Source organism: Lebetimonas natsushimae (assembly GCF_002335445.1).
In the GTDB taxonomy this organism is placed as follows: domain Bacteria; phylum Campylobacterota; class Campylobacteria; order Campylobacterales; family Nautiliaceae; genus Lebetimonas; species Lebetimonas natsushimae.
In genome coordinates, this window is sequence record NZ_BDME01000007.1 from 44,541 (window position 1) to 65,661 (window position 21,121).

Annotated in this window: 19 protein-coding genes and 1 tRNA gene; 4 read left to right on the forward strand and 16 right to left on the reverse strand. The window is 30.5% G+C overall.

Going from position 1 to position 21,121, the window contains the following annotated elements:
• Positions 1-3: 3 nt before the first annotated feature.
• The 9 genes from LNAT_RS08340 to alaS are packed head-to-tail and all read right to left on the reverse strand — an operon-like array spanning position 4 to position 9,014.
• Entirely contained in the window at positions 4-822 is an 819-nt protein-coding gene (locus tag LNAT_RS08340) for a 50S ribosomal protein L11 methyltransferase (RefSeq protein WP_096260149.1), read from the reverse strand.
• On the reverse strand, positions 812-1,189 hold the full coding sequence (locus LNAT_RS08345; RefSeq protein ID WP_096260150.1) for a chemotaxis response regulator CheY: 378 nt from the start codon (positions 1,187-1,189) through the stop codon (positions 812-814). Before LNAT_RS08345 ends, LNAT_RS08340 begins: the two co-directional genes overlap by 11 nt.
• Positions 1,186-1,893 carry a 1-(5-phosphoribosyl)-5-[(5-phosphoribosylamino)methylideneamino]imidazole-4-carboxamide isomerase gene (hisA, locus tag LNAT_RS08350; RefSeq protein ID WP_096260151.1) on the reverse strand — a complete coding sequence of 236 codons (708 nt, stop codon included), beginning with the start codon at positions 1,891-1,893 and terminating at the stop codon, positions 1,186-1,188. Before hisA ends, LNAT_RS08345 begins: the two co-directional genes overlap by 4 nt.
• 1 nt (position 1,894) lies before the next feature.
• A complete protein-coding gene (gene hisH / locus LNAT_RS08355; protein ID WP_096260152.1) occupies positions 1,895-2,518 on the reverse strand; it encodes an imidazole glycerol phosphate synthase subunit HisH in 624 nt (207 codons plus the stop codon).
• Between the two features lie 13 nt (positions 2,519-2,531).
• Positions 2,532-3,428, reverse strand: a complete 897-nt coding sequence (locus tag LNAT_RS08360; RefSeq protein WP_096260153.1) for a PDC sensor domain-containing protein — start codon at positions 3,426-3,428, stop codon at positions 2,532-2,534.
• Positions 3,419-3,973: a septum formation inhibitor Maf gene (maf, locus tag LNAT_RS08365; protein WP_096260154.1), complete on the reverse strand. Its 555-nt coding sequence runs from the start codon at positions 3,971-3,973 to the stop codon at positions 3,419-3,421. The genes LNAT_RS08360 and maf overlap by 10 nt, the downstream gene beginning before the upstream one ends.
• Positions 3,974-3,987: 14 nt before the next feature.
• Positions 3,988-5,814, reverse strand: a complete 1,827-nt coding sequence (locus tag LNAT_RS08370) for a sensor histidine kinase (RefSeq protein WP_096260155.1) — start codon at positions 5,812-5,814, stop codon at positions 3,988-3,990.
• Positions 5,801-6,460, reverse strand: coding sequence for a response regulator transcription factor (locus tag LNAT_RS08375; protein ID WP_096260156.1), 660 nt, complete (start codon positions 6,458-6,460; stop codon positions 5,801-5,803). Before LNAT_RS08375 ends, LNAT_RS08370 begins: the two co-directional genes overlap by 14 nt.
• Positions 6,461-6,476: 16 nt before the next feature.
• Positions 6,477-9,014 (reverse strand): alanine--tRNA ligase, encoded by a 2,538-nt coding sequence (gene alaS / locus LNAT_RS08380; RefSeq protein ID WP_096260157.1) that lies wholly within the window; start codon positions 9,012-9,014, stop codon positions 6,477-6,479.
• Between the two features lie 89 nt (positions 9,015-9,103).
• Here alaS and LNAT_RS08385 point away from each other — a divergent pair, with 89 nt between their 5' ends.
• Both LNAT_RS08385 and LNAT_RS08390 read left to right on the forward strand, forming a co-directional pair.
• Positions 9,104-10,165 carry an aminotransferase class I/II-fold pyridoxal phosphate-dependent enzyme gene (locus tag LNAT_RS08385; protein WP_096260158.1) on the forward strand — a complete coding sequence of 354 codons (1,062 nt, stop codon included), beginning with the start codon at positions 9,104-9,106 and terminating at the stop codon, positions 10,163-10,165.
• The gene (locus LNAT_RS08390) at positions 10,162-12,108 is read left to right on the forward strand and encodes a transglycosylase domain-containing protein (protein ID WP_096260159.1); all 1,947 of its coding nucleotides are present in this window, start codon (positions 10,162-10,164) and stop codon (positions 12,106-12,108) included. The genes LNAT_RS08385 and LNAT_RS08390 overlap by 4 nt, the downstream gene beginning before the upstream one ends.
• On the opposite strand, the gene LNAT_RS08395 is transcribed toward LNAT_RS08390, so the two are convergent.
• From LNAT_RS08395 to LNAT_RS08405, 3 genes are read right to left on the reverse strand one after another with little or no spacing between them, the layout of a single operon-like run.
• Entirely contained in the window at positions 12,056-12,940 is an 885-nt protein-coding gene (locus LNAT_RS08395; protein ID WP_096260160.1) for a DMT family transporter, read from the reverse strand. The two genes, LNAT_RS08390 and LNAT_RS08395, sit on opposite strands and share 53 nt — an antisense overlap.
• The gene (locus LNAT_RS08400) at positions 12,937-13,950 is read right to left on the reverse strand and encodes a helix-turn-helix domain-containing protein (RefSeq protein ID WP_096260161.1); all 1,014 of its coding nucleotides are present in this window, start codon (positions 13,948-13,950) and stop codon (positions 12,937-12,939) included. The genes LNAT_RS08395 and LNAT_RS08400 overlap by 4 nt, the downstream gene beginning before the upstream one ends.
• A 24-nt stretch (positions 13,951-13,974) precedes the next feature.
• The gene (locus LNAT_RS08405) at positions 13,975-15,078 is read right to left on the reverse strand and encodes a hypothetical protein (RefSeq protein ID WP_096260162.1); all 1,104 of its coding nucleotides are present in this window, start codon (positions 15,076-15,078) and stop codon (positions 13,975-13,977) included.
• A 130-nt stretch (positions 15,079-15,208) separates the two neighbouring features.
• Between LNAT_RS08405 and LNAT_RS08410 the strand changes: the two genes are divergently transcribed.
• A complete protein-coding gene (locus LNAT_RS08410) occupies positions 15,209-16,063 on the forward strand; it encodes an amino acid permease (RefSeq protein ID WP_096260163.1) in 855 nt (284 codons plus the stop codon).
• 478 nt (positions 16,064-16,541) lie between these two features.
• On the opposite strand, the gene gltX is transcribed toward LNAT_RS08410, so the two are convergent.
• The 3 genes from gltX to LNAT_RS08425 all read right to left on the reverse strand — a co-directional run bounded on the left by gltX (position 16,542) and on the right by LNAT_RS08425 (position 19,987).
• Positions 16,542-17,927, reverse strand: a complete 1,386-nt coding sequence (gltX, locus tag LNAT_RS08415) for a glutamate--tRNA ligase (RefSeq protein WP_096260164.1) — start codon at positions 17,925-17,927, stop codon at positions 16,542-16,544.
• 94 nt (positions 17,928-18,021) lie between these two features.
• Positions 18,022-19,167, reverse strand: a complete 1,146-nt coding sequence (locus tag LNAT_RS08420; protein ID WP_096260165.1) for a cation:proton antiporter — start codon at positions 19,165-19,167, stop codon at positions 18,022-18,024.
• Positions 19,157-19,987, reverse strand: a complete 831-nt coding sequence (locus tag LNAT_RS08425) for a biotin synthase (RefSeq protein WP_096260166.1) — start codon at positions 19,985-19,987, stop codon at positions 19,157-19,159. The genes LNAT_RS08420 and LNAT_RS08425 overlap by 11 nt, the downstream gene beginning before the upstream one ends.
• Before the next feature lie 31 nt (positions 19,988-20,018).
• Here LNAT_RS08425 and LNAT_RS08430 point away from each other — a divergent pair.
• Positions 20,019-20,091: transfer RNA gene (locus LNAT_RS08430), tRNA-Lys, on the forward strand.
• Here LNAT_RS08430 and LNAT_RS08435 read toward each other — a convergent pair.
• Positions 20,089-21,114, reverse strand: coding sequence for a TIGR00341 family protein (locus LNAT_RS08435; protein ID WP_096260167.1), 1,026 nt, complete (start codon positions 21,112-21,114; stop codon positions 20,089-20,091). The two genes, LNAT_RS08430 and LNAT_RS08435, sit on opposite strands and share 3 nt — an antisense overlap.
• Positions 21,115-21,121: the final 7 nt, after the last annotated feature.

Sequence of the window (21,121 nt, forward strand, 5' to 3'; positions counted from 1 at the left end):
TTTTTATTTTTTTAAAATTAAAGTCACCCATTCATTTTCCGGTATTTCTTCAACCAATACAAATTCTTTGTATTTTTCTAATACTTTATTTTTATATTTATCAATTATACCAGAAAGAATTAAATAACCATTAACTTTTGTTTTTATATCATTTGCAATAAAAATTAAAATATCCGCAATAATGTTTGCCACTACCACATCATATTTTTTATCAGTATCTCCTGCACTTCCCACCCAGATATCATTATACTTCACATTATTTAATTCAAAGTTTTCCTTTGCTGATTTTACGGCCAGTTCATCTGTATCGCAAAGATCAACAATAGCACCTTTTTTAGCGGCCACAATGGATAAAATCCCGCTGCCGCATCCCACATCCAAAAAAGTATCATCTTTTTTTACATATTTATTTATTGCTTTTACACAGCTTCTTGTGGTTTCGTGATGCCCACTGCCAAAAGCAAGGGCCGGGTCAATAATAATATTTGTTTTTCCTTGTTTATTTTCATACCAGCTTGGATGAATATAAAATTCATCAATTTCAATAGGCTTAATTGATTTTTTATAATTTTCTATCCAGTCAATATTTGATTTTTTTTTAATATTTATTTCCAAATTAATTTTAGTATTAAAAATTTCTTCTAAGACTTTGACATAATCTTTAAGTTCTTTAATCAACCCGTCAAAACTTTCTTCGCTTCTTAAAATAAGTGTATTATCTCTCTCTTCAATTCCGTTATTAAATCTTTCTATCAAAAAATTTTCAATTTCATCTTTAAAAGCGTCTGTTTTAACGCTTAATTCAAAATATTTATCCTTCATTTTTACCTAGTACCGCTTCAAGTTTTTCTTTTAATACCTGTGGAGTAAACGGTTTTACTATATAATTGTTTACCCCTGCCTTTAAAGCTGTGATAACTTCTTTTTTACCGCCTTCGGTAGTTACCATAATAATCGGTATATTTTTATATTTTTCTTCTGCTCTGATTTTTTTTACAAGTTCGAGTCCGTTCATATTCGGCATATTCCAGTCAGTTATAACAACTCCTATATCAGGGTTTTCCTGCAAAGCCTGCCAGGCTTCCACTCCGTCTGCCGCCTGGACAATATCTTTATATCCAAGTCTTGCCAAAGTATTTTGAATAATTCTTCTCATAGTTGAACTATCATCTACAACTAAAATTTTCATTTTGTCTCCTTAAACATTTTTCTCAAATCTATTTTTCCTTCATAAAAAGCTTTACCTATTATTACTCCGTATATATTTTTTTCTTTTGCCTTAATTATATCATTTTCGCTTGCAACGCCGCCACTTGCTATAACATCTTTTTTAGATGCGTTTTGAATTTCTAAAACAAAATCAAGATTAAGCCCCTGCAAAGTCCCGTCTTTGCTTATATCTGTCGCAATTATACACTCAATCTGAGAATTTTCAAATTTTTTTGCCAAATCAACAGCTTTTATATTTTCTTTTTCTTCCCATCCGCTAACTGCTACATATCCCTCTTTTGCATCTATACCAACTGCTATAGGATATTTTTTTGCCAAATCTATTACATATTCAGGATTCTTAGCTGCAACACTTCCCAAAATCAATCTGTTTATACCTAAATCCAAATATCTTTTTATAGTTTCTTCATCTCTTATTCCGCCTCCAAGCTGAATTTTTAAAGATGTGTTTTTTCTAATTTTTTCAATTGCTTTTATATTTTGGGGGCTGCCTTTAAAAGCCCCGTTTAAATCAACCATATGAAGCCACTCTGCTCCCATATCTTCAAATTCTTTTGCTATATCAACCGGATTTTCACTGTAAACCTTCGCACTTTCCATATCACCTTTATAAAGCCTTACGGCTTTCCCGTCTTTTAAATCAATAGCAGGAAACAGTATCATTTTAAACCTTTACAAAATTTTCTAAAATTTTAAGCCCCGCGTTATGGCTTTTTTCCGGATGCGGCTGAAAACCGAATACATTATCTTTATTTACCGCACTTACAAATTCATAACCGTAAATCGTCTTTCCTATAACATATTTATTATCACATACCACATGATACGAATGTACAAAATATAAATAAGGATTGTCTAAATCATTAAACAAAGGGGATTTTTTATTAAAAAACATTTTATTCCAACCCATATGAGGGATTTTATGCGCTCCCACTTTTTCTTTATCAAATCTGACAACTTCACCCTCAATAATTCCCAGTCCTTCGTGTGCGCCGAATTCTTCACTCCTCTCAAACAAAAGCTGCATTCCAAGACATACGCCTAATACATATTTTCCGCTATTTATATACTCTTTTATCGCTTCATCCATTCCGGTTGTTTTTAAATGCTCCATTGCATCACCAAAAGCACCGACTCCCGGAAAAATCAATTTATCATAATTTTTAAGCTTATCGGGAACACTGACTATTTCGGCTTTTGTTCCTATTTTATCAAAAGCGTTTTTCACACTTGCTAAATTTCCCATATTATAATCGACTATACCGATTTTGTATTTTCCTTTATCCATTATACATTCTCCATTATTTTATATCTTTACCTACATTTTTCATATAATATGCAAGCGCAAATAAAAGCAACGTGACGGATATAAGTAAAAGAGCCGCATATTTTAATTTTTCAGGTGCTACCATTGCGGATTTGAACACCATCATAAGCCCTTCAATGGCCAAAGCTATAATAATACTTCCCAAAAATTTAATCATTGTTTTATGTATGGCGAAAGGATGTTCTTCTTTTTCTCCGACGACCTCTTCACTCATAATAGTTTTTACCAAATCAAAAATAGCAAGAGAGAGGGTAATTAAAATAGTTGACTCAAACATTTTCTTAACATCTATATTACTGATGGTATAAGTAAAAAACATTTTAACCCCGTAATAAAAAAGAAGTACCACAATGGCAAACAAAGCTGCACTGAAAATGGCATAAATTACTTTATTGAAATTAATAAACCATACGTCGCCTCTTTCCTTGTGGATAAATTTTAAAATTTTTTCAAGTGGAATATCTATAACAGCGACATACAGTAAATCACCCCTATCATTAAAAACGGGATACGCGGCGCTTATTACAATTTCTCCCCCTACCAGACTTGGATAAGGGTCTGTTATAATACATTTTTTCTCTTTTACGGCTTTATAAAAATATGTTCTGTTTGACTGGTTTAATTCAATATTTATTTCTTTAAATTTATTTTTATTTGTAATCATTTTACTTATCTGTTTGCCGTTTGCATCAAGAATATATGCAACATTTGCTTCGGGAAGCTCATTAATTATTCTAAGCAAACCTTCATACACTACATCCACTCCGATATTTGGAAGTCTGTTTGGTATGTTTCTTTGCATTAAGTAACAAAAATATGCCCTGGCTTCTTTACGGATTTTCTGAAATTCCTGAATTTCTTTTATATACATTTTTCTTCCTTTAAAATATTAATCAACTCTTCTATACACAATCCCATGGCTGTAGATTCATAACCTTTTACATTTTTTATATATTTTTTGCAAAACCCTTCCACCATACATGCTCCGGCTTTCCCCTGCCATTCATTTGAATCTAAATATTTTTCTAAATCTGATTCATCAAATTCAAAAAACTCATATATAGTCTCATCACATCTTCCGTAAACCTTACCGTTGATTTTAACCCACATAGAAGTTATAATTTTTATCTCTTTTCCGCTTTGCGCTAAAAGCAATTTTTTGGCATCCTCACGTGATTTTGCCTTTCTTAGAATATTCTTACCGTCAGTTACCACAGTATCGGCTGTTATTATTTCATCATTAAAACATTTAACACATTCTTTGAATTTTCCCCAGCTAGCATTTATTACAAATTCGTAAGGATCTGTAAAATTAAGTTTTTCTTCATCAAAATCACAGCTTTTCTGAATAAACTCAATCCCTGTTTTTTTTAATAATTCAGCCCTGGTGCTCGATGAAGAACAGAGTATAATCATAAAAACCTTTTTAATTAAAATTTTAACATAAAATGATATTCAAAAACATTTTTTGAATTTTGATAATAATGCATATATTTAATATTATATTTTTCACATATCTGTTTTACTATATTAAGTCCGATCCCCAGTCCTCTTTTATGAGTATGCTCTCTGTAATTTTTTTCAAAAATATTTTTTGAATCTTTTATCTTATCCCCTAGTGTTTCAAATTTCAATATATATTTATTTTTCTCTTTTTTTAAAGATATAAATATATCTTCGCCTTTTGAGTATTTAATTGAATTTGAAATATTATTATCAATAATTCTTTCAAGTTCTATTTTATTTATAATAAAAAACAGATTATTATCAATCTCACAGATAAATTTTTTATTATGTGATTTTGCAATCCTGCCAAAAAAATCGATTCTCTCCTTTAAAACTTCTGAAACATCGATATTTTCAGGTTTATATTCAACAACATTATTAGAAGAAATATATGCCAAATCCTCATAAGAATTGCTAAGCATAGAAACAGCCGCATCTATTTCATCTAAAATTTCCTCCTCATTGCAGGAATCCCTTAATAATTCTATATTTAACAAAATTACATTAAGGGGGGTTCTGATTTGATGAATGGTATCTACAATAAAACGTCTGTTTAAATATAAAAGCTGTCTATTTTTATTTATTTCGTCGTTTAACTGTTTAAACAACATATTATAATTGCTTTTTAATTCAGCCAATTCCTTAATAAAAGAATCTTTCATCTGGCATTTTTTTCTTTCCTTAAATGCATTAACTAATAGATTGATATTTTTAATAAAATATTTTTTAGCAAAAAAATAAAAAAACAAAATAAAAAATGTAATCAAAATAAGAATTATCAAAAAATTTTCAAATAATTTTTTTTGTGATTGTTTTAAACTTGTCAAGTCAAAATCCATCTCTATTATTAACCTGTTGTCTTTATTGTTAACAATACCGTTAACTAATACAAACATTTTTAAACTGTTATCTTCCAGTTTATAAATAATATTATTATGCTTTTTAAAAATATTTATAATATAATCCATTATTTCTATACTGCTTTTTTTGGCAATATCTTTATCTTCACTGAAATACAATAAAAAATTTTTTGAAAATGCCCATATTTTATTTAAAGGTAATTTTTTATCAAATCTTTTTTCAAAATTGACAGGATAAATTAAATATTTACTAACTAAATATAATTTTAAATCCTTAATTGCAGGTTTTACAAAATGATATATTTCTTTTAATTTGGGATAAATATCCAAAACATAAGCCAGCTGAAGTAAATATTTTCCATCATATGAACGTGTTAAATAATACTGTTTCAGATTTTTAGAAGCAACATCTAAATAAATAGGTGAAATATCTATTTTCTTTTTTTCATTAAAAACATCGTCTAAAATTTTTCTAAAAGCCGGAAATTTTCCCAAATCATATCCAATATCGGGAGTATATGTACCGTTTATTATTTTATAATTTCTGTCTATCTGAAAAATTTCATATTTTCCAATATCCAAAGTGGAATTTAAAATTTTGGAAGCTTTTTGTATATTAAATTTACCGTTTTTATAAAATCCATTTAACCTAAACGTATTTTTTATATTTATTTTTTCATGTATTTTATAAATATAAAGGGATTTATCAAATATGTTTTTAAATTTGTCTTTTATAGTCAAAGCTTCTATTTTATGTTTATTTACAAAATTGTTAAATAAAATTTCTTTTGCTTTAAAATATTGAGCATACACTATTAAACTGATAATCAAAAAAAAGAAAAAGAAAAAGAAAAAAAGCAGTTCATTAATAGAAAATTTATGCTTTAACAAATTTATACCCTATACCAACAACACTTACAATATATTTATTGTTTAATTTTGATTTTAATGAACTAACCAATTGTCTTAACGGATAATTTTCCTTTTTTTCACCTTCCCACACAAAATTTATAATTTCTTCTTTAGGAACAGTTCTGTTTAAATTGGTAATTAAAATATACAAAAGTCTTCTTTCTTTTTTTCTAAGATCAACTGGTTTATCATCAATAAATAGATCCATTGTACTTTTTATAAACCTTAGATTGTCAATGATAATTTCATCATCATTATTATTTTCTTTTTGTTTATTTAATAAATTCTTTATTCTAATTAAAAGTTCCTTTGCATGAAAAGGTTTTTTAATATATTCATTACATCCATGATTATATGCTTTTTCTATATCTTCAATTTCAGCAGATGCTGTTATCATAATCACTATTGCATCAGGATTTTTATGCTTGATAAGTTTTAATAACTTATGCCCGTCAAGTTTCGGCAAATTTATATCAAGCAAATAAACATCATAATCATTTTCTAAAATTTCATTAAAAGCCTCTTCTCCGTCACCAGTTATATTTACACTAAAATTATTTTTTTCTAAAACCTTTTTCAGGGCATTTGCCAAAGGTAAATCATCTTCCACTATTAATAAATTCATCCCCCTTTTTCTCCTTTTATAAAAATTTTTCTTTTACTTTATTCATCATTTCATCTATTTTGCTTTCATCTTTTCCGCCGCCCTGTGCAAAGTCAGGTTTTCCACCGCCTTTCCCGCCAACGATAGGAGCAAATTCTTTGATAAGTTCACCTGCTTTAATTTCAGGTATTTTACTTACAGCCACAATAGAAACTTTACCATTGTTAACTCCAGCCAAAAATGCAACCAGATTATCAATTTTACCTTTTAAGTCTGTTGCAATTTCCCTGAGATTTGCATTATCAATTCTTTCAATTACAAAATTGATACCGTTTTTTTCTATCGGTTTAATCTCTTTAACCGCCGCTTTTTGAAGAGTTTTAATTTCCTCTTTTAATTTTTTAATTTCCTCTTTTTGCTTTTCAATAAATGTTTTTATATCTTTTGCTTTATTTTCTGCCTTAATTTCTTCCACTAAGTCTCTATAACCTTTTGCATATTTATATGCACTAAGCCCGGCAACCGCCTCAATTCTTCTAACACCTGCACTGACCCCGCTTTCTTTTGTTATATAAAAACTTCCGATTTCAGCCGTATTTTTTACGTGGATTCCACCGCAAAGCTCAACTGAAAAATCTCCAAATTTTACCACCCTTACAATATCGCCATATTTTTCACCAAAAAGAGCCATAGCCCCTAGTTTTTTAGCCTCATCAATTGGCATTTCGGCTACTTCGCCTTTAATTCCTCTTGCTATTACATTATTTACCATTTCTTCTATTTTATCAAGTTCTTCTTTAGTAAGCGCTTTTGGATGGGTAAAGTCAAATCTAAGCCTGTTAGCTTCAACCAAACTTCCAGCCTGAGTTACATGTTCTCCCAATACTTTTCTAAGTGCTGCGTGAAGCAAGTGGGTAGCTGAGTGGTGTTTTGCAATTTCACGTCTCATTTCATCAACAATTGCCTCAACCTCATCGCCTATTTTTAGTTTTGCATCTTCCACTTTTGAGAGGTTTCTTTCATCAAATTTTTTAGTATCCACTACTTTTGCACAAATTTCATCGCCGCATTTAATAATACCTTTATCTCCTATTTGCCCTCCGCTTTCTGCATAGAAAGGAGTTTCTTCTAACATCACCCAGCCAGAACCGTTAAGTTCTTTTACTTCATTAAATTCTTCATCAAAAAGGGCTTTTATTTTTGTTTTATGAGATGTTTTTTCATATCCTACAAATTTATTTGCCCCGTATTTTTCTAGGTCTTTAAGATTTATTTTTTTATCCCCGCTGCCTTTCCAATTAGCTCTAGCTCTTTCTTTTTGCTCGTTCATAAGTTTTTCAAAAGTTTCAATATCCACTCTTTTTCCAACTTCCCTTAACATATCCTGGGTTAAATCAAGAGGAAATCCGTATGTATCATAAAGTTTAAATGCAATTTCACCGCTGAATATATCGCCTGTTGTTTTGGCAAGTGCTTCTTTAAATAACTCCATTCCTTTATCAATAGTGGCAAAAAATCTCTCTTCTTCCATTTTCATAGCGTCTTTTACAGCTTCTTTTTTCTCAATCAGATATGGATACTGATGTCCCATTTGATTTACAAGGGTATCAACGATTTTATACATAAAAGGTTCTTTCATTCCGAGCATATAACCGTGTCTTACGCCCCTTCTTAAAATCCTCCTTAAAACGTATCCCCTGCCTTCCCTGTCAAATCTTACACCCTGGGCTAAAAGAAAAGTAACAGCTCTTATATGGTCTGCTATAACCCTGTGAGATGCCCCTCTTTTATCTGTAAAATATTCTTTTCCAGTAATTTCTACAACCCTGTTTATTAAGGGTTTAAAAATAGAAGTTTCATAGTTGCTTGTAACCCCTTCTTTAATGGCAGTTATTCTCTCAAGCCCCATTCCTGTATCGATACTTGGTTTTGGAAGCGGCGTTAAATTTCCTTTTTCATCTCTATTATACTGCATAAAAACCAAATTCCAGATTTCAAGAAATCTGTCCCCTTCTCCTCCTAAATAATCTTCGGGTGAATTAAACTTATCGGCTCCCTGGTCGTAATGTATCTCGCTGCATGGCCCGCATGGACCTGTATCTCCCATTTGCCAGAAATTGTCCTTATCCCCCATTTTTACAATTCTATCTTTACTAACATACTTTTCCCAAATTTTCCCGGCCTCATCATCGCTTTCGTGGATTGTAATCCAGAGTCTGTCCTTATCAAGTTTAAGAACTTCTGTCACAAATTCCCATGCATATGCAATTGCCTCTTCTTTAAAATAATCCCCGAAAGAAAAGTTTCCAAGCATTTCAAAAAGCGTATGGTGACGGTTTGTATATCCTACATTTTCCAAGTCATTGTGTTTTCCGCCGGCCCTCATACAAAGCTGGCTTGAACAAGCCCTAGGAGGCTCAGGGGCTGGTTTTTCCCCGGTAAAAATAGGTTTAAACTGAACCATTCCCGCATTTGTAAAGAGCAAACTCGGATCATCCGGCACAAGCGGGGATGACGGATAAACCTTATGTCCCTTTTTTTCAAAAAAATCTAAAAATTCTTTTCTTATATCCATTAATGGCCTTTTTTGATAAAATTTTAACTAAAAAAAACAAAAAATGGAAAAATATTTTTAAATTAAAAATTTAAAGTGAAAAACAACAAATGTATGAAAAAGAATTAAATATTTTAAAGAAAAAAAACCGACTCCGTAAAAGGAATCTTTATCCTGACAATATAACAGATTTGGCAAGTAACGATTATCTGGGACTTGCAGAAAATAAAAAAATTTTAGATAAAGCCTGCTCTAAAGCTAAAGAATTTAAATCACACTCAGCAAAAGCATCGATGCTTGTAAACGGCTACCATAGGGCACATAGACTACTTGAAGACAAATTAAAAAATCTTAATAATTTTGAAGAGGCTTTAATTCTTGGCAGCGGATTTTTAGCAAATATGGCTTTGTTTGAACTTGGCAGAAAAGGTGATATTTTTTATGTGGATGAAGAATACCACGCAAGCGGAATAATCGGAAGCAAACTAACTGGTGCCGAAGTTAAATTTTTTAAACATAATGATTTTGAAAACTTAAAAAAAATCTCAGTTGATTATAAAAAGTACAATAGAGTTTTTACAGTGGTTGAGGGGATTTACTCTATGATGGGAGATAAGGTAAAAAAAGAAATAACAGATTACGCCCAGGAAATAGGACACCTGATAATAGACGAAGCCCACAGTGTAGGTGTAATTGGAAATAATTTAATGGGAATTACTGATGAATATAATTTAAATCCGAACAAAACCATAAAAATGGGAACTTTAGGAAAAGCACTTGGAAGTTACGGGGCTTATATTTTGGCAAAAAAAGAAGTAATTGAATTTTTACTTAATAAGGCAAGAAGTGTAATTTATACAACCGCCTTAAGCCCTGTCGATTCACTGATTGCATATTACGGTTTGGAAGAAATTGAAAATAACCTGAATTTGTTTAAAGAAAAAATCAAAAAAAGAAAAGAACTTTTTAACACTGATTCGCTTATAAAAATAATTCCTGCAAAAGACAATGAAACACTGCTTCAAAAACAAAAAGAACTTTTAGAAAAAAATATTTTAATTGGCGCTATTCGCCCCCCAACAGTTAAGAATCCAATTTACAGGGTTATTTTAAGAGCGAATGTAAATCTTGATATAATTTCTAAAACTTTAAATTTTTTAGGAGATAAATGATAAAAAAGATTTTTACCTTTTTTTTAATGATTTTAAGCTTAATTATTTTAGCTGGAATTGGATATTTATTTTATTTATATAATGATACAAGGTTTGTAGCTTCAAAAATCATTTATTACAATCCTCCAATTTCAGCCAGATTTTATGACAGAAACGGCAAACTTATTGATGTGAGATTTTCAAAACAAAACCGTTTCTATGTAAAATATAAAGATATACCGGGAAGAGTGATAGAAACTTTAATCGCCACAGAAGACACTTCTTTTTTCGAACATGAAGGGATAAACATAAATGCCATTTTAAGGGCACTCATAAAAGATATAAAAGCAGGGAAAAAAGTTGAAGGAGCCTCCACAATAACACAGCAGTTAGTCAGGAATATTTATTTAAACAGAAAAAAAACACTAAAAAGAAAATTAAAAGAAATTATCATTTCCATGAAAGTAGAACATATTTTAACCAAAGAACAAATTCTTGAGAGATATCTAAACCAGATTTATTTCGGTCACGGATACTATGGAATAGCCACAGCATCCTATGGATATTTTCACAAAAAATTAAAAGATTTAAGTCTAAAAGAAATAGCAATGCTTATAGCCCTTCCTAAAGGTCCAAGCCTTTACGATCCGACCAAACATTATGAACTCAATTTAAAAAGGGCAAATTCCATTGTCAAAAGAATGTATCTTCTTGGCTGGATTAATGCGGACGAATACAAACAAGCCATTTTAGCACATCCAAAAGTTTATAAATACATGATAGCCCCTGAAATTAAAAATTTAGTTGGATATGCGATAGATACTGCAATAAACAGACTCTCAAAACAATATCACAATTTATTAAGTAGAGGATACGATATATATTTAACAATTGACTTAGATTATCAAAAAATAGCAAATAAAGCCCTTTTACAAAATCAAAAAAGACTATTACAGTTAAACCCGGAGCTTAATAAATCAAATTTAAATGGAGCGTTAATTAATATAAATCAAAAAACCGGGGAAGTTTTAGCTTTAATCGGGGGAGTTGATTATAAAAAAAGTAAATTCAACAGGGTAACCCAGTCTAAAAGAAGTGTTGGAAGCGCCATAAAGCCTTTTATTTATCAAATAGCCTTAAACATCGGTTATAATCCTGCAAGCCTTATTCCCGACATCAAAAGAACTTTTAAAATTCCAACCGATACACCAGAAGAAGACAAATACTGGAAACCAAAGAACTATGAAAAAAACACCCTAGGACTTATAACTTTAAGAGAAGCCCTCGTTCATTCAAGAAATCTTGCTACCATTAATCTTGTGTTATCAATAGGTCTTGATACTGTTTTAAAAGAACTTTATAACCTCGGATTTAACAACCTTCCAAAAAATTTAAGTATAGCCCTAGGAAGTGTGGGTATTCCTATGTGGAATTTCGCCCAGAATTATACAATTATTAGCAATTACGGAACAAAAAGTTATTTACATATCGTAAAAAAAATAGTTATGCCAAAAGATGAAATGGTTATAAGAATGGAACCTAAATATGAATATATCGAACCGGATTATCAGGCATATTTGATGATAGATATCCTAAAAGATGTTGTTAAAAAGGGAACAGGAAGAAACGCAAGAATAAACGGTATTGAAATAGCAGGAAAAACAGGAACCACCAATAATTATACAGATGCTTGGTTTTGCGGATTCACACCGGACAGTGAAACACTTGTCTGGTTTGGAAATGACGATTATACAAGTTTAGGCAAATCAATGACAGGGGGAAGGGTAAGCGCACCCGCATTTAAATATTTTTATCAAAATCTTTTAAAAATACACCCTGAACTGACTCGTCATTTCAAAAAACCAAAAAAAGTTAAAACTTTTATATTGCCAAACGGCAAAAAAGAGCTCTTCACCCCTCTTTCCCCTCCTCCAAAACAAACTTACGGAGTACCGGTTTTTTAATCTCCCCCACACTCATAAAAACACCGGCAAAAAATACCAAAATCCCACCGATAATTTGATACACATTTGGCACCTGCCCCAAAACAATCCAGGCAAGCAATATTGCAAAAAACAAGTCAGAAAAAGCAATAATTGAAGCGGTTGTAACTTTTATATAATTAAGTGAATCATACCATAAAAAAAGCGCTATTGCTGTATGAACTATTCCGGTAATAGCAGAAACAATTACTGCCTCAGTAGTAAGATTAAAATCATTTATAAATAAAAATGGAAATGTTAAAAAAATGGATATAAAAACCTGCCAGGCGGTAACATCAATAGCTTTGTGATATTTTGTGGCAATTTTAGAAAAAAATCCCAAAAGCCCGTAAAACACCCCTGAAAAAATGGCAATTAAAACATACTTGTTTATTTCAATTTCACCTTTTACACTGAAAAGCACTCCTAAAAAAGCCAAAAATACTGCGATTATCAGGTTTTTTGTGAGTTTCTCCCTTAAAAAAATTACAGACAAAATAATAGTAAAAATAGGCCCCGTATAATACATAACAATCACAGTTGAAATGCTTATAAAATTTACCGCCCAAAAAAGAAAAATCCAGTTAAGACTAAGCATTACACCTGAGAGAAACACAGGCCAAAAAGGTTTTAATTTTAAAAGCTCTTTAAATCCGGTTTTTTTAATTGCAAAATATAATAAAAATGGAAAGGCAAAAATAACCCTCAAAAACACAAAAACACCGCTTGGCAGGTGTGAGAGAATAGACATAATAGGAGTACTGCCCCATAAAAAAGCGGCAGTAAACATTTCAATTAAGCCTCTTTTTTTCATTTTTTAATCTTTACTTCGTATATTCCCCCATCTCTAAAAGTAGTGGCAAGTTTTTTAACTTCCATTTTAATATTTTTTTCTCTTGCCTTATCTAAAAAGCTATCTAAATGAGTCAAATATTTTTTTCTCTCAAGCACTTCTATAAGCTCTTTAAATCCACTTTTTAAAATTAAGCTTTTAGCCAGATTAACTTCACCAATTAATGCAAGATACCTCTCAAAAATATGCTCTTCTTTGAATGCTGTAAAATGTAAAATTATGCTTCTATCTAACTCTTTTTGAGAATAAAAACTTGGCAGAAAATGATAAATCCCGTCTTTAAAATCCATTTCTTTAATTTCAAAAAATTTTAAATCCCTTTTTTTATAAATAAAAATACCGTTTTCGTTTTTAACCACATTTTCTGCGTCATATTTATCGTGTTTAGCAATAACCCTTACAACCTCAACCCCTGAATCTACTAAATTATTGAGTTCTTCATAAACATCCCTATCAAACACATCCACAAAAACATCTTCGCTAAAATATCTTTTTTTAGAATAATAAATGGTAACTATAAGCGTTGAATTATTTTTAGCAGCGTATAAATGAAAAGTATCGGCATCAAACTCAAACACCTCACCTTGATTCATCTCTTTTGGATTATCCACTCTTCCTACTGTTACATTTCCTTTCAAAACAAAAATTTTTTCTTTTACTCCTGCAAAATGAGGTTTTGCTATATAGCTAGCGTTTTTTTTAAGATTCATTTTATAACTTTCAAACTCCTCATTTTTTTCAATCAGCGTAACACTAACCCCTTCTTCCTTTATCTCCCCTTCACCTACAAGCTCGCCAAAAGGCACTCCCAAAATCTCAGCAATAGCCCATATTGTTTTTATAGTAGGATTTGTTTTATTTTCTTCTATTTTAAAAAGAGTAGATTTTGCAATTCCGGCTTTTTTGGCAAGTTCGCTTAAATTTAGACCTTTGTTTTCTCTAAGAAACTTTATTTTTTCTCCAAGTGTCATTTCAATCCTTTTTATTAAACTTACTTATTTAATTCCCAATTTTTTACTATCCTTTAATTCATAATCATAAAATAAAGAAATCCATTCATACTCCATATAAATGTCATTATCAATTACTTTAATACAATCCTTTTTTAAAGTATAAGTTGAGGGATTTATTCCAAAAAATGGTCCAAAAATTGAAATTATTATTTTAGAATTAATTGCATCAATTAAATTATTGCATTTATTGAGCATTTTTAAATAAACTCTTTTTGCGTTTTTTTCATCATTATCAATTAAATAAAGATTTATTAAAATAGCGCCTAAATTAAAATTATCACTACTTATAGAATGATTATATTTTACTTTTTCAAGTTCTTTTTTTGCTTTTTCTTTTTCAAAAATCACTTTATAATACAAAGAATTTTTCGGCAGATATTTACAATAATCCAAATGCCTTTTTAAATCTTCTAAATTTCTCCAATAAATATACATTAAACAAAGCTTTCCTTTTAAATACTCATTATCAAACTTTTCAAGCAGTCCCTCCAGAGTAAATTCTTCAAAACTATCTATCTCTTTTTTACTAAACATATCCCATAATGTTATTTTGTAATGTTTAAAAAAATCTCTATCTAAATTTTTCCAATGTTTTTTAGCAAAAGCCTTTTTATCTTTTACAAAACAATCAAAAAATTTATATCTTTTAGAATTTGCAAGATCAATTAAATCAGGCTTTAAAAATTTAAGTTTGCAACTAGTTATATTCATATCCATCACAATGGATTTTAACACACTTTTTATATGAGATTTTTCATAAATTTTTTTAGCTGTTTCAAAATCACCCTCTTTTAAAGCCTTTTGAAATTTTTCTTTTTCTCTTAGTTCTTTTAACCTGCATTCTTTTACTATTTGATTAATATCATAAGGAGAAGGTGAGAAATATTTTCCGGTTTTTATAAAACTTACCATATCTTTGAATCTATAAAATCTCATACCACAACAAATATAAGATTTAGTTTTAATTTTTTTATCACATATTTCATCATAAGCGGTAATAACTCTGTATTCATACTTTTTTGAATTAAATTCAAAATATTTTGCATTTAAAAATAAAAATATAAACATAATTAAAAAAAATTTCATCTATTAACCTTTTTAAAGCCAAAAGAGTCTCATATAAATTTTTCTGTTTCTTTTAAGAAATTATAACAAAATATTTGTTTCTTATTGACTAACACAAATAAAACAAATATAATTTTAAAAAAGGTATTTGATGAATTTAATTCAGGGAATTGCCACAATTATAATCACACTTCTTGGAAGTGAAGTATTTATTGTCCCAGCAATCAGTGCAACATACAGCGGATGGGCTTCATTATTTGTATGGTTTTTAATGGCATTTATGATTTTACCGGTAGCTTTTGTATTTGGAAAACTTGGAAAAATATATCCAAGTGCAGGAGAAAGTGCAACATTTGTGGGTGCGGCTTTCGAGAAAAAATTTGAAAAAGCAACATCTTTTTTATACCTCTCCATAATACCTATCGGTCCACCGGTTGTAATAATTACTGCGGCATCATACCTTGCAGGAGCATTTGGACAAAAATATCTTATTGATTTTATTGTTTTTGCAACCATAATAATTCTAACATTAAATCTTTTATCACTAAATATTTCATCAAATATAAATATCTTTATTACATTTACAATAACAGCCATTATCATCTGCTTTTTTATATATGCACTTTTTCAAAATTACCACATCACAAACCACAAATTACATATCATTAAAACTTTCGCAATTGTGTTTTGGTGTTTTGTAGGAATAGAAGCATTAAGCCATATATCACACGAATTTAAAAAAGAAAATGATTTTTTTAAAGCGGTAATTATAGGAATAACAACAGTTGCATTTTTATATATGGCCGTAACTTTTGCGGTTTTGGTATTCAACGCATACGGCAATGAATCAAAAAACCTCCGCTCTCTTGTAATAATTGCATCAAAAATCATACCTTATACAGACAAATTAATAGCATTTATCGCTTTTAGCATATGCATAATGGTCCTGAATTTATATGTTGCAGCTCTCACTCGTCTGGCAACCACTCTGAATATAAGGCTTTAAAAAAGCTCTTTTTATTATTGTGGGAATAATTTTTATTGTTAGTGTTTTGAAATTTAAACTCAATTTCAAAATAGATCTGCTTATCACCTACGCAAACGGATTTTTGTATTAATCTATTTTTTTAGTTTCGCTGTCGGCATTAAAAATTTTAAAAAACAAAATATCTTTTTTTGCCGTTGTTTCAATGAGCTTAATTATATTTACAATAGGATTTGATATGATTTATGCAGCAGTAACTTTTTTGATATTTATAATTTTACAAAGCAACGACTAAATATACACTTCAAAAATAAAAATATTACAGCTCAATGCTTCATTTTGCTAAAGCATCACTCAAATTTTACTAAAAATTGCAAACGCAAGCGCCCTAACGGGTCAAGTGCAATTTTTTTAACGTAAAAATTTCGTTAACTTCCGCTACGCTGTAATATTTTTACTTTTCCGTTATTTAGTCAAAATCTTTTACAAAAAAAGAGGTTTAAAAAACCTCAAAACTCGCAAGTAATTTGCCTATTCTTTTAATTACCTCTTTTTGTCCTAAAACACTTAGCATTGCAGCAAGGTCAATTCCTTTGGTATCCCCTACCATTGCAATACGAAGCGGAGGCATAAGTTCTCTAGGTTTAATTTGTTTTTTTTCTAAAAATTCATGCATTACATCATGCCAGTCTGTTGGAAGTTTTGGATTTTTATCTTCTAAAAACACCACAAATTCCCTTAAGTTGGCTAAAACTTCATCTTTTAAAAATTTTTTAACCGCTTTTTCATTATATTCGCTTGGGGCATTTAATATTTTTTCAATCTCTAAAGCCATCTCTTTTAGGGTTTTTACCCTCTCTTTAAGTTCATCTATTAAAATCTCTTTTCTATCATGATTTACTATATCAACTCCAAAATCATCTCTAAGCAGTTTTTCTATTCTTTCATTTGAAGAATTTTTAATATAATGGCTATTTAACCAATCAAGCTTTTCTTTATTAAACCTACTAGGCGCTTTATTTATATCTTTTGGGTCAAACAGATTTATCATCTCTTCTATAGAAAAAATTTCCTGGTCCCCATAAGACCATCCAAGACGCACTAAAAAGTTAAGCAAAGCTTCCGGAAGATATCCTTCTCTTTTGTATTCCATTACATCCACAGCACCGTCACGCTTGCTCATTTTACCGCCTTTTTCATTATGAATCATAGGCACATGGTAAAATTTAGGCACATCCCAACCAAAAGCTTTATAAATCAAAATCTGTTTAAATGTATTTCTTAAATGGTCATCACCTCTTATGATATCAGTCATCCCCATTTCATGGTCGTCAATCACCACTACAAAATTATATGTAGGGGTCCCGTCACTCCTTGCTATAACAAAATCATCAATCTCCTTTGCTTCTACACACTGCAATCCCTTAACACCGTCTTCAAAACAGATTTTACCTTCAAGTGGTGCTTTAAATCTTATTACATAAGGTTTGTCAAGTTCACCTTTAAAATCTCTGTATTTTCTGATATCAATAGGAGGAGTTTCACCTTTCATTCTTGCATTTCTGATTGTTTCAAGCTCTTCTTTTGTCAGATAACATTTATAGGCAAGTCCTTTTTCTAAAAGCTCATTTATATATTTTTTATAAATATCAAATCTTTCACTCTGAAACACCACCTCATCGTCATAATTTAAATTAACCCAGTGAAATGCTTTAATTATCGCATCAACTGCTTCCTTTTTGTTTCTGCTTAAATCTGTATCTTCAATTCTAAGTCTGAATTTTCCATTATTTTTTCTGGCCCAAAGCCAGTTAAATAGTGCAGTCCTAAGTCCTCCGATATGGAGATATCCCGTAGGAGATGGCGCAAATCTTGTAACAACCATTATTTTCCTTTTTTATGGAATTATACCAACTCTTATTAATGGAAAATGTATAATGAAGAATGGAAAATTACAATTAATCTTTTTAAATTATCCATTATCCATTTTTCATTATCAATTTATTCAACATTTTCACCCCAACCATCACAATAATAACCTCAAGTACAGCCGCCACAACAAGAACATTATACCAATAACTGCTTATTGTATGATTCTGATATGCAAGGGAAGCAACTGCAATCATTAATGTAAGTGGCATTGCAAGAGATATTCCAAAAAGAATGCTTTTTAATTTTAATATTTTGTAAAAAACAGCTGATGCCAATATCCTTATTAAAATCATTAAAAATACAATTAATAAACTGTCTATCAGCATTTTAAAAGAAAGAAGTTTTATATCAAGGCTAGATCCTACATGCACAAAAAATATGGTAATCAAAAATCCAAATCCAAAAGGAGAGAGTTTATGTTCAAGTGATTTATTGTGTTCAAAAAATGTTTTTAAAAAAACTCCGACAACAAATGCACCCAAAACCACATCTATACCGATTTTATGCAACAGCACAATAACTATGAAAAATAGACTTATTGCAATTCTCACATCCTGATGATATTTGTCAATTCCCGGCATTAAATAAAATTTAATCTCAGGAAACCACCAGAAAAGTGTCCTCATTATAAAAAACAAGAATACCAGACCTATCAACACCAATACCAAAATGGAAAAATTTATAAAAAATTCAGGGCTTAATCCAAACTCAAAATATCCGCTAAGAAGTGTTAAAACTATAATGGAAATAACCTCCGCAATAACCCCTACTTTCATGGTAAGTTCAAGCCAATCAGTCTTGCCGATTTCCTGCTGAAGTGATAAAATAAGCCCTACGGATACTAAAGGAAAAATTACTATAAAAAACTTACTGTAATGAAAAAAATGGACTAAAATAAAACTTAAAATATAAATAAGCAGCAAAAAAATAACAGCATATATAAAAACTCTTTTTTCCAGATTAAACATTTCTTTTAAATTAATCTCCATACCGGCTAGAAGCATTAAATATAAAAACCCTGTTTCTGCCAACAAATTAAAAAGTTCATTTTCAGGCAAAAACCCCATAAACCCAAAAATCGCTCCTAAAATAATTTCAACAGCAGAAATGGGAAAACGAAAAAAGTTACTGATAAACGGTGAAAAAAGAAGAATCAGTGAAATTGTGATTATTAAAGTAAATTCAGCATGCATCAGCAATCTCTATATTATAATTTTTTAATATTTCTATATCCCTGTCCGGCCTTTCACCTCTTGTAGTCAAATAATCCCCAATTACAATAGAATTTGCCCCGGCTCTAATTCCTTCAATCCAATCTTCACCAAACACAATTTCCCTGCCTCCAGCCATCATTACAATAGAATTTGGAAAAGTAGCTCTTATTTTTTTAATAATATTAATGGCAAATTTTTTATTATGTGTAGCTTTTAAAGGGAGTTTCTCATTTTCTATAAAAAAATTTATAGGTATTCCATCAGGATTTAGCTTTTTTAATGAATTAATTAAACTCTCCCTATCCTTTTCACTCTCACCCATCCCAAAAATTCCACCCGTGCATAGTTTTAGTCCCACCGATTTTATATTTTCACATGTAATAAATCTTTCATCCCAGCTGTGGGATGAACAGATTTGAGGATAAAATTCCTGGCTTGTTTCAAGATTGTGATTATAAATCTTAACACCGCAGTTTTTAAGCTGTATCAAAGCTTCTTTTGTTGCTGTTCCGTTACAGGCAATAAGGGTAATATCTACTTCTTTGAGTATTGCTTTACTGGCACGGCATACATATTCAAGTGTTTTATCATCAAGACCTTTCCCGCTTGTTACCAGACAAAAACCGGCAGCTTTATTTTTTTTTGCAAGTTTTGCTTCATTGACTATAGTTTCAATACTTTTTTCTTTAAACCTTTTTATATCAGCACCCCATCTGACACTTTGTGTACAAAATTTACAATCCTCCTTGCAGGCCCCGCTTCTGATATTGGAAATTGCACATAAAAATACTTTATTCATAAACCTTCTTTTTTGATATAATTATACCAAAGACCCGTTAGCTCAACTGGCAGAGCATCGGACTCTTAATCCGAGGGTTGTGGGTTCGACTCCCACACGGGTCACTTTTTTAAATAATATATATTACTCTCCTGAAACAGTCTTTTTTTTACTAAAATTTTCTTTTCTGCAAAAATAGCAAATATCAAAATAACAATTAATATCATCCATAAAATTATGGCTTTTATCCTATGCTCTTTTGCCTTTTTTTCTTCCCACCATTTTCTAGGTTTAACCCCCTGAAACAAAAAAGTTAAAACACCGGCGAGATTTAAACTTGCAAAGTTCGCCAAAAACAGTAAAAAACTTCCAGTTGCATATAATAAAAAACCATTAGAAACCAAAAGTCCTGTATTTACAAGAGGCGGTAAAAGCGAAATTGCTACCATTACACCCACAAGCCCCATCATCTGACCCGTGGTAAAAGCCAAAGTCCCGGCAATTCCTGATGCAAAAGCTATAATCAAATCAGGATAATTTACAGCAATTCTGCTTTTTATTTCAAAATTATTTACATCAATATGTAAAAAAAATCCGAGTGCCATCGATAAAAGCAAAGCTATAATGCACCCGATTAAAAACGCCATAACACCTTTTTTTTCAAGTTCTATATCCCCCAAAACGGTTGCAAAAGAGACTGCAATATTCGGAGCAAGCAGAGGGGCTATAACCATTGCCCCGATTATAATCGTACCGCTGTTTTTATACAAACCGAAGGCCGCAATTATGGTTGAGAGAATAATCATAGTTATAAAAATATAATTAATTTCTATTGATGAAACAATAGCGTTATAAAGTTCAGGAATACTGACCCTTATATGCTTTGTTTTTGAAGTCTCTTCAGAGAGTGGCACTGTTGTTTTAACATCAATGCTTACAATTCTGAATCTTTCATCTTTTGAAAATTTTCTTGAAAGTTTATTGATAAGCTCTTCAGAAAGCGTGGCATCCACCAAAATTTTAAAAATAACCTTATTCTCAAAAATTTCTTCCCGCCAAAAATCAACAACAGTTTCTTTAGAAAGCAAATTTTGAATATCTTCTTTTTTTTCTTTAGGTAAAACCGCTTCTATTAACCTTAATTCCATAATTTTT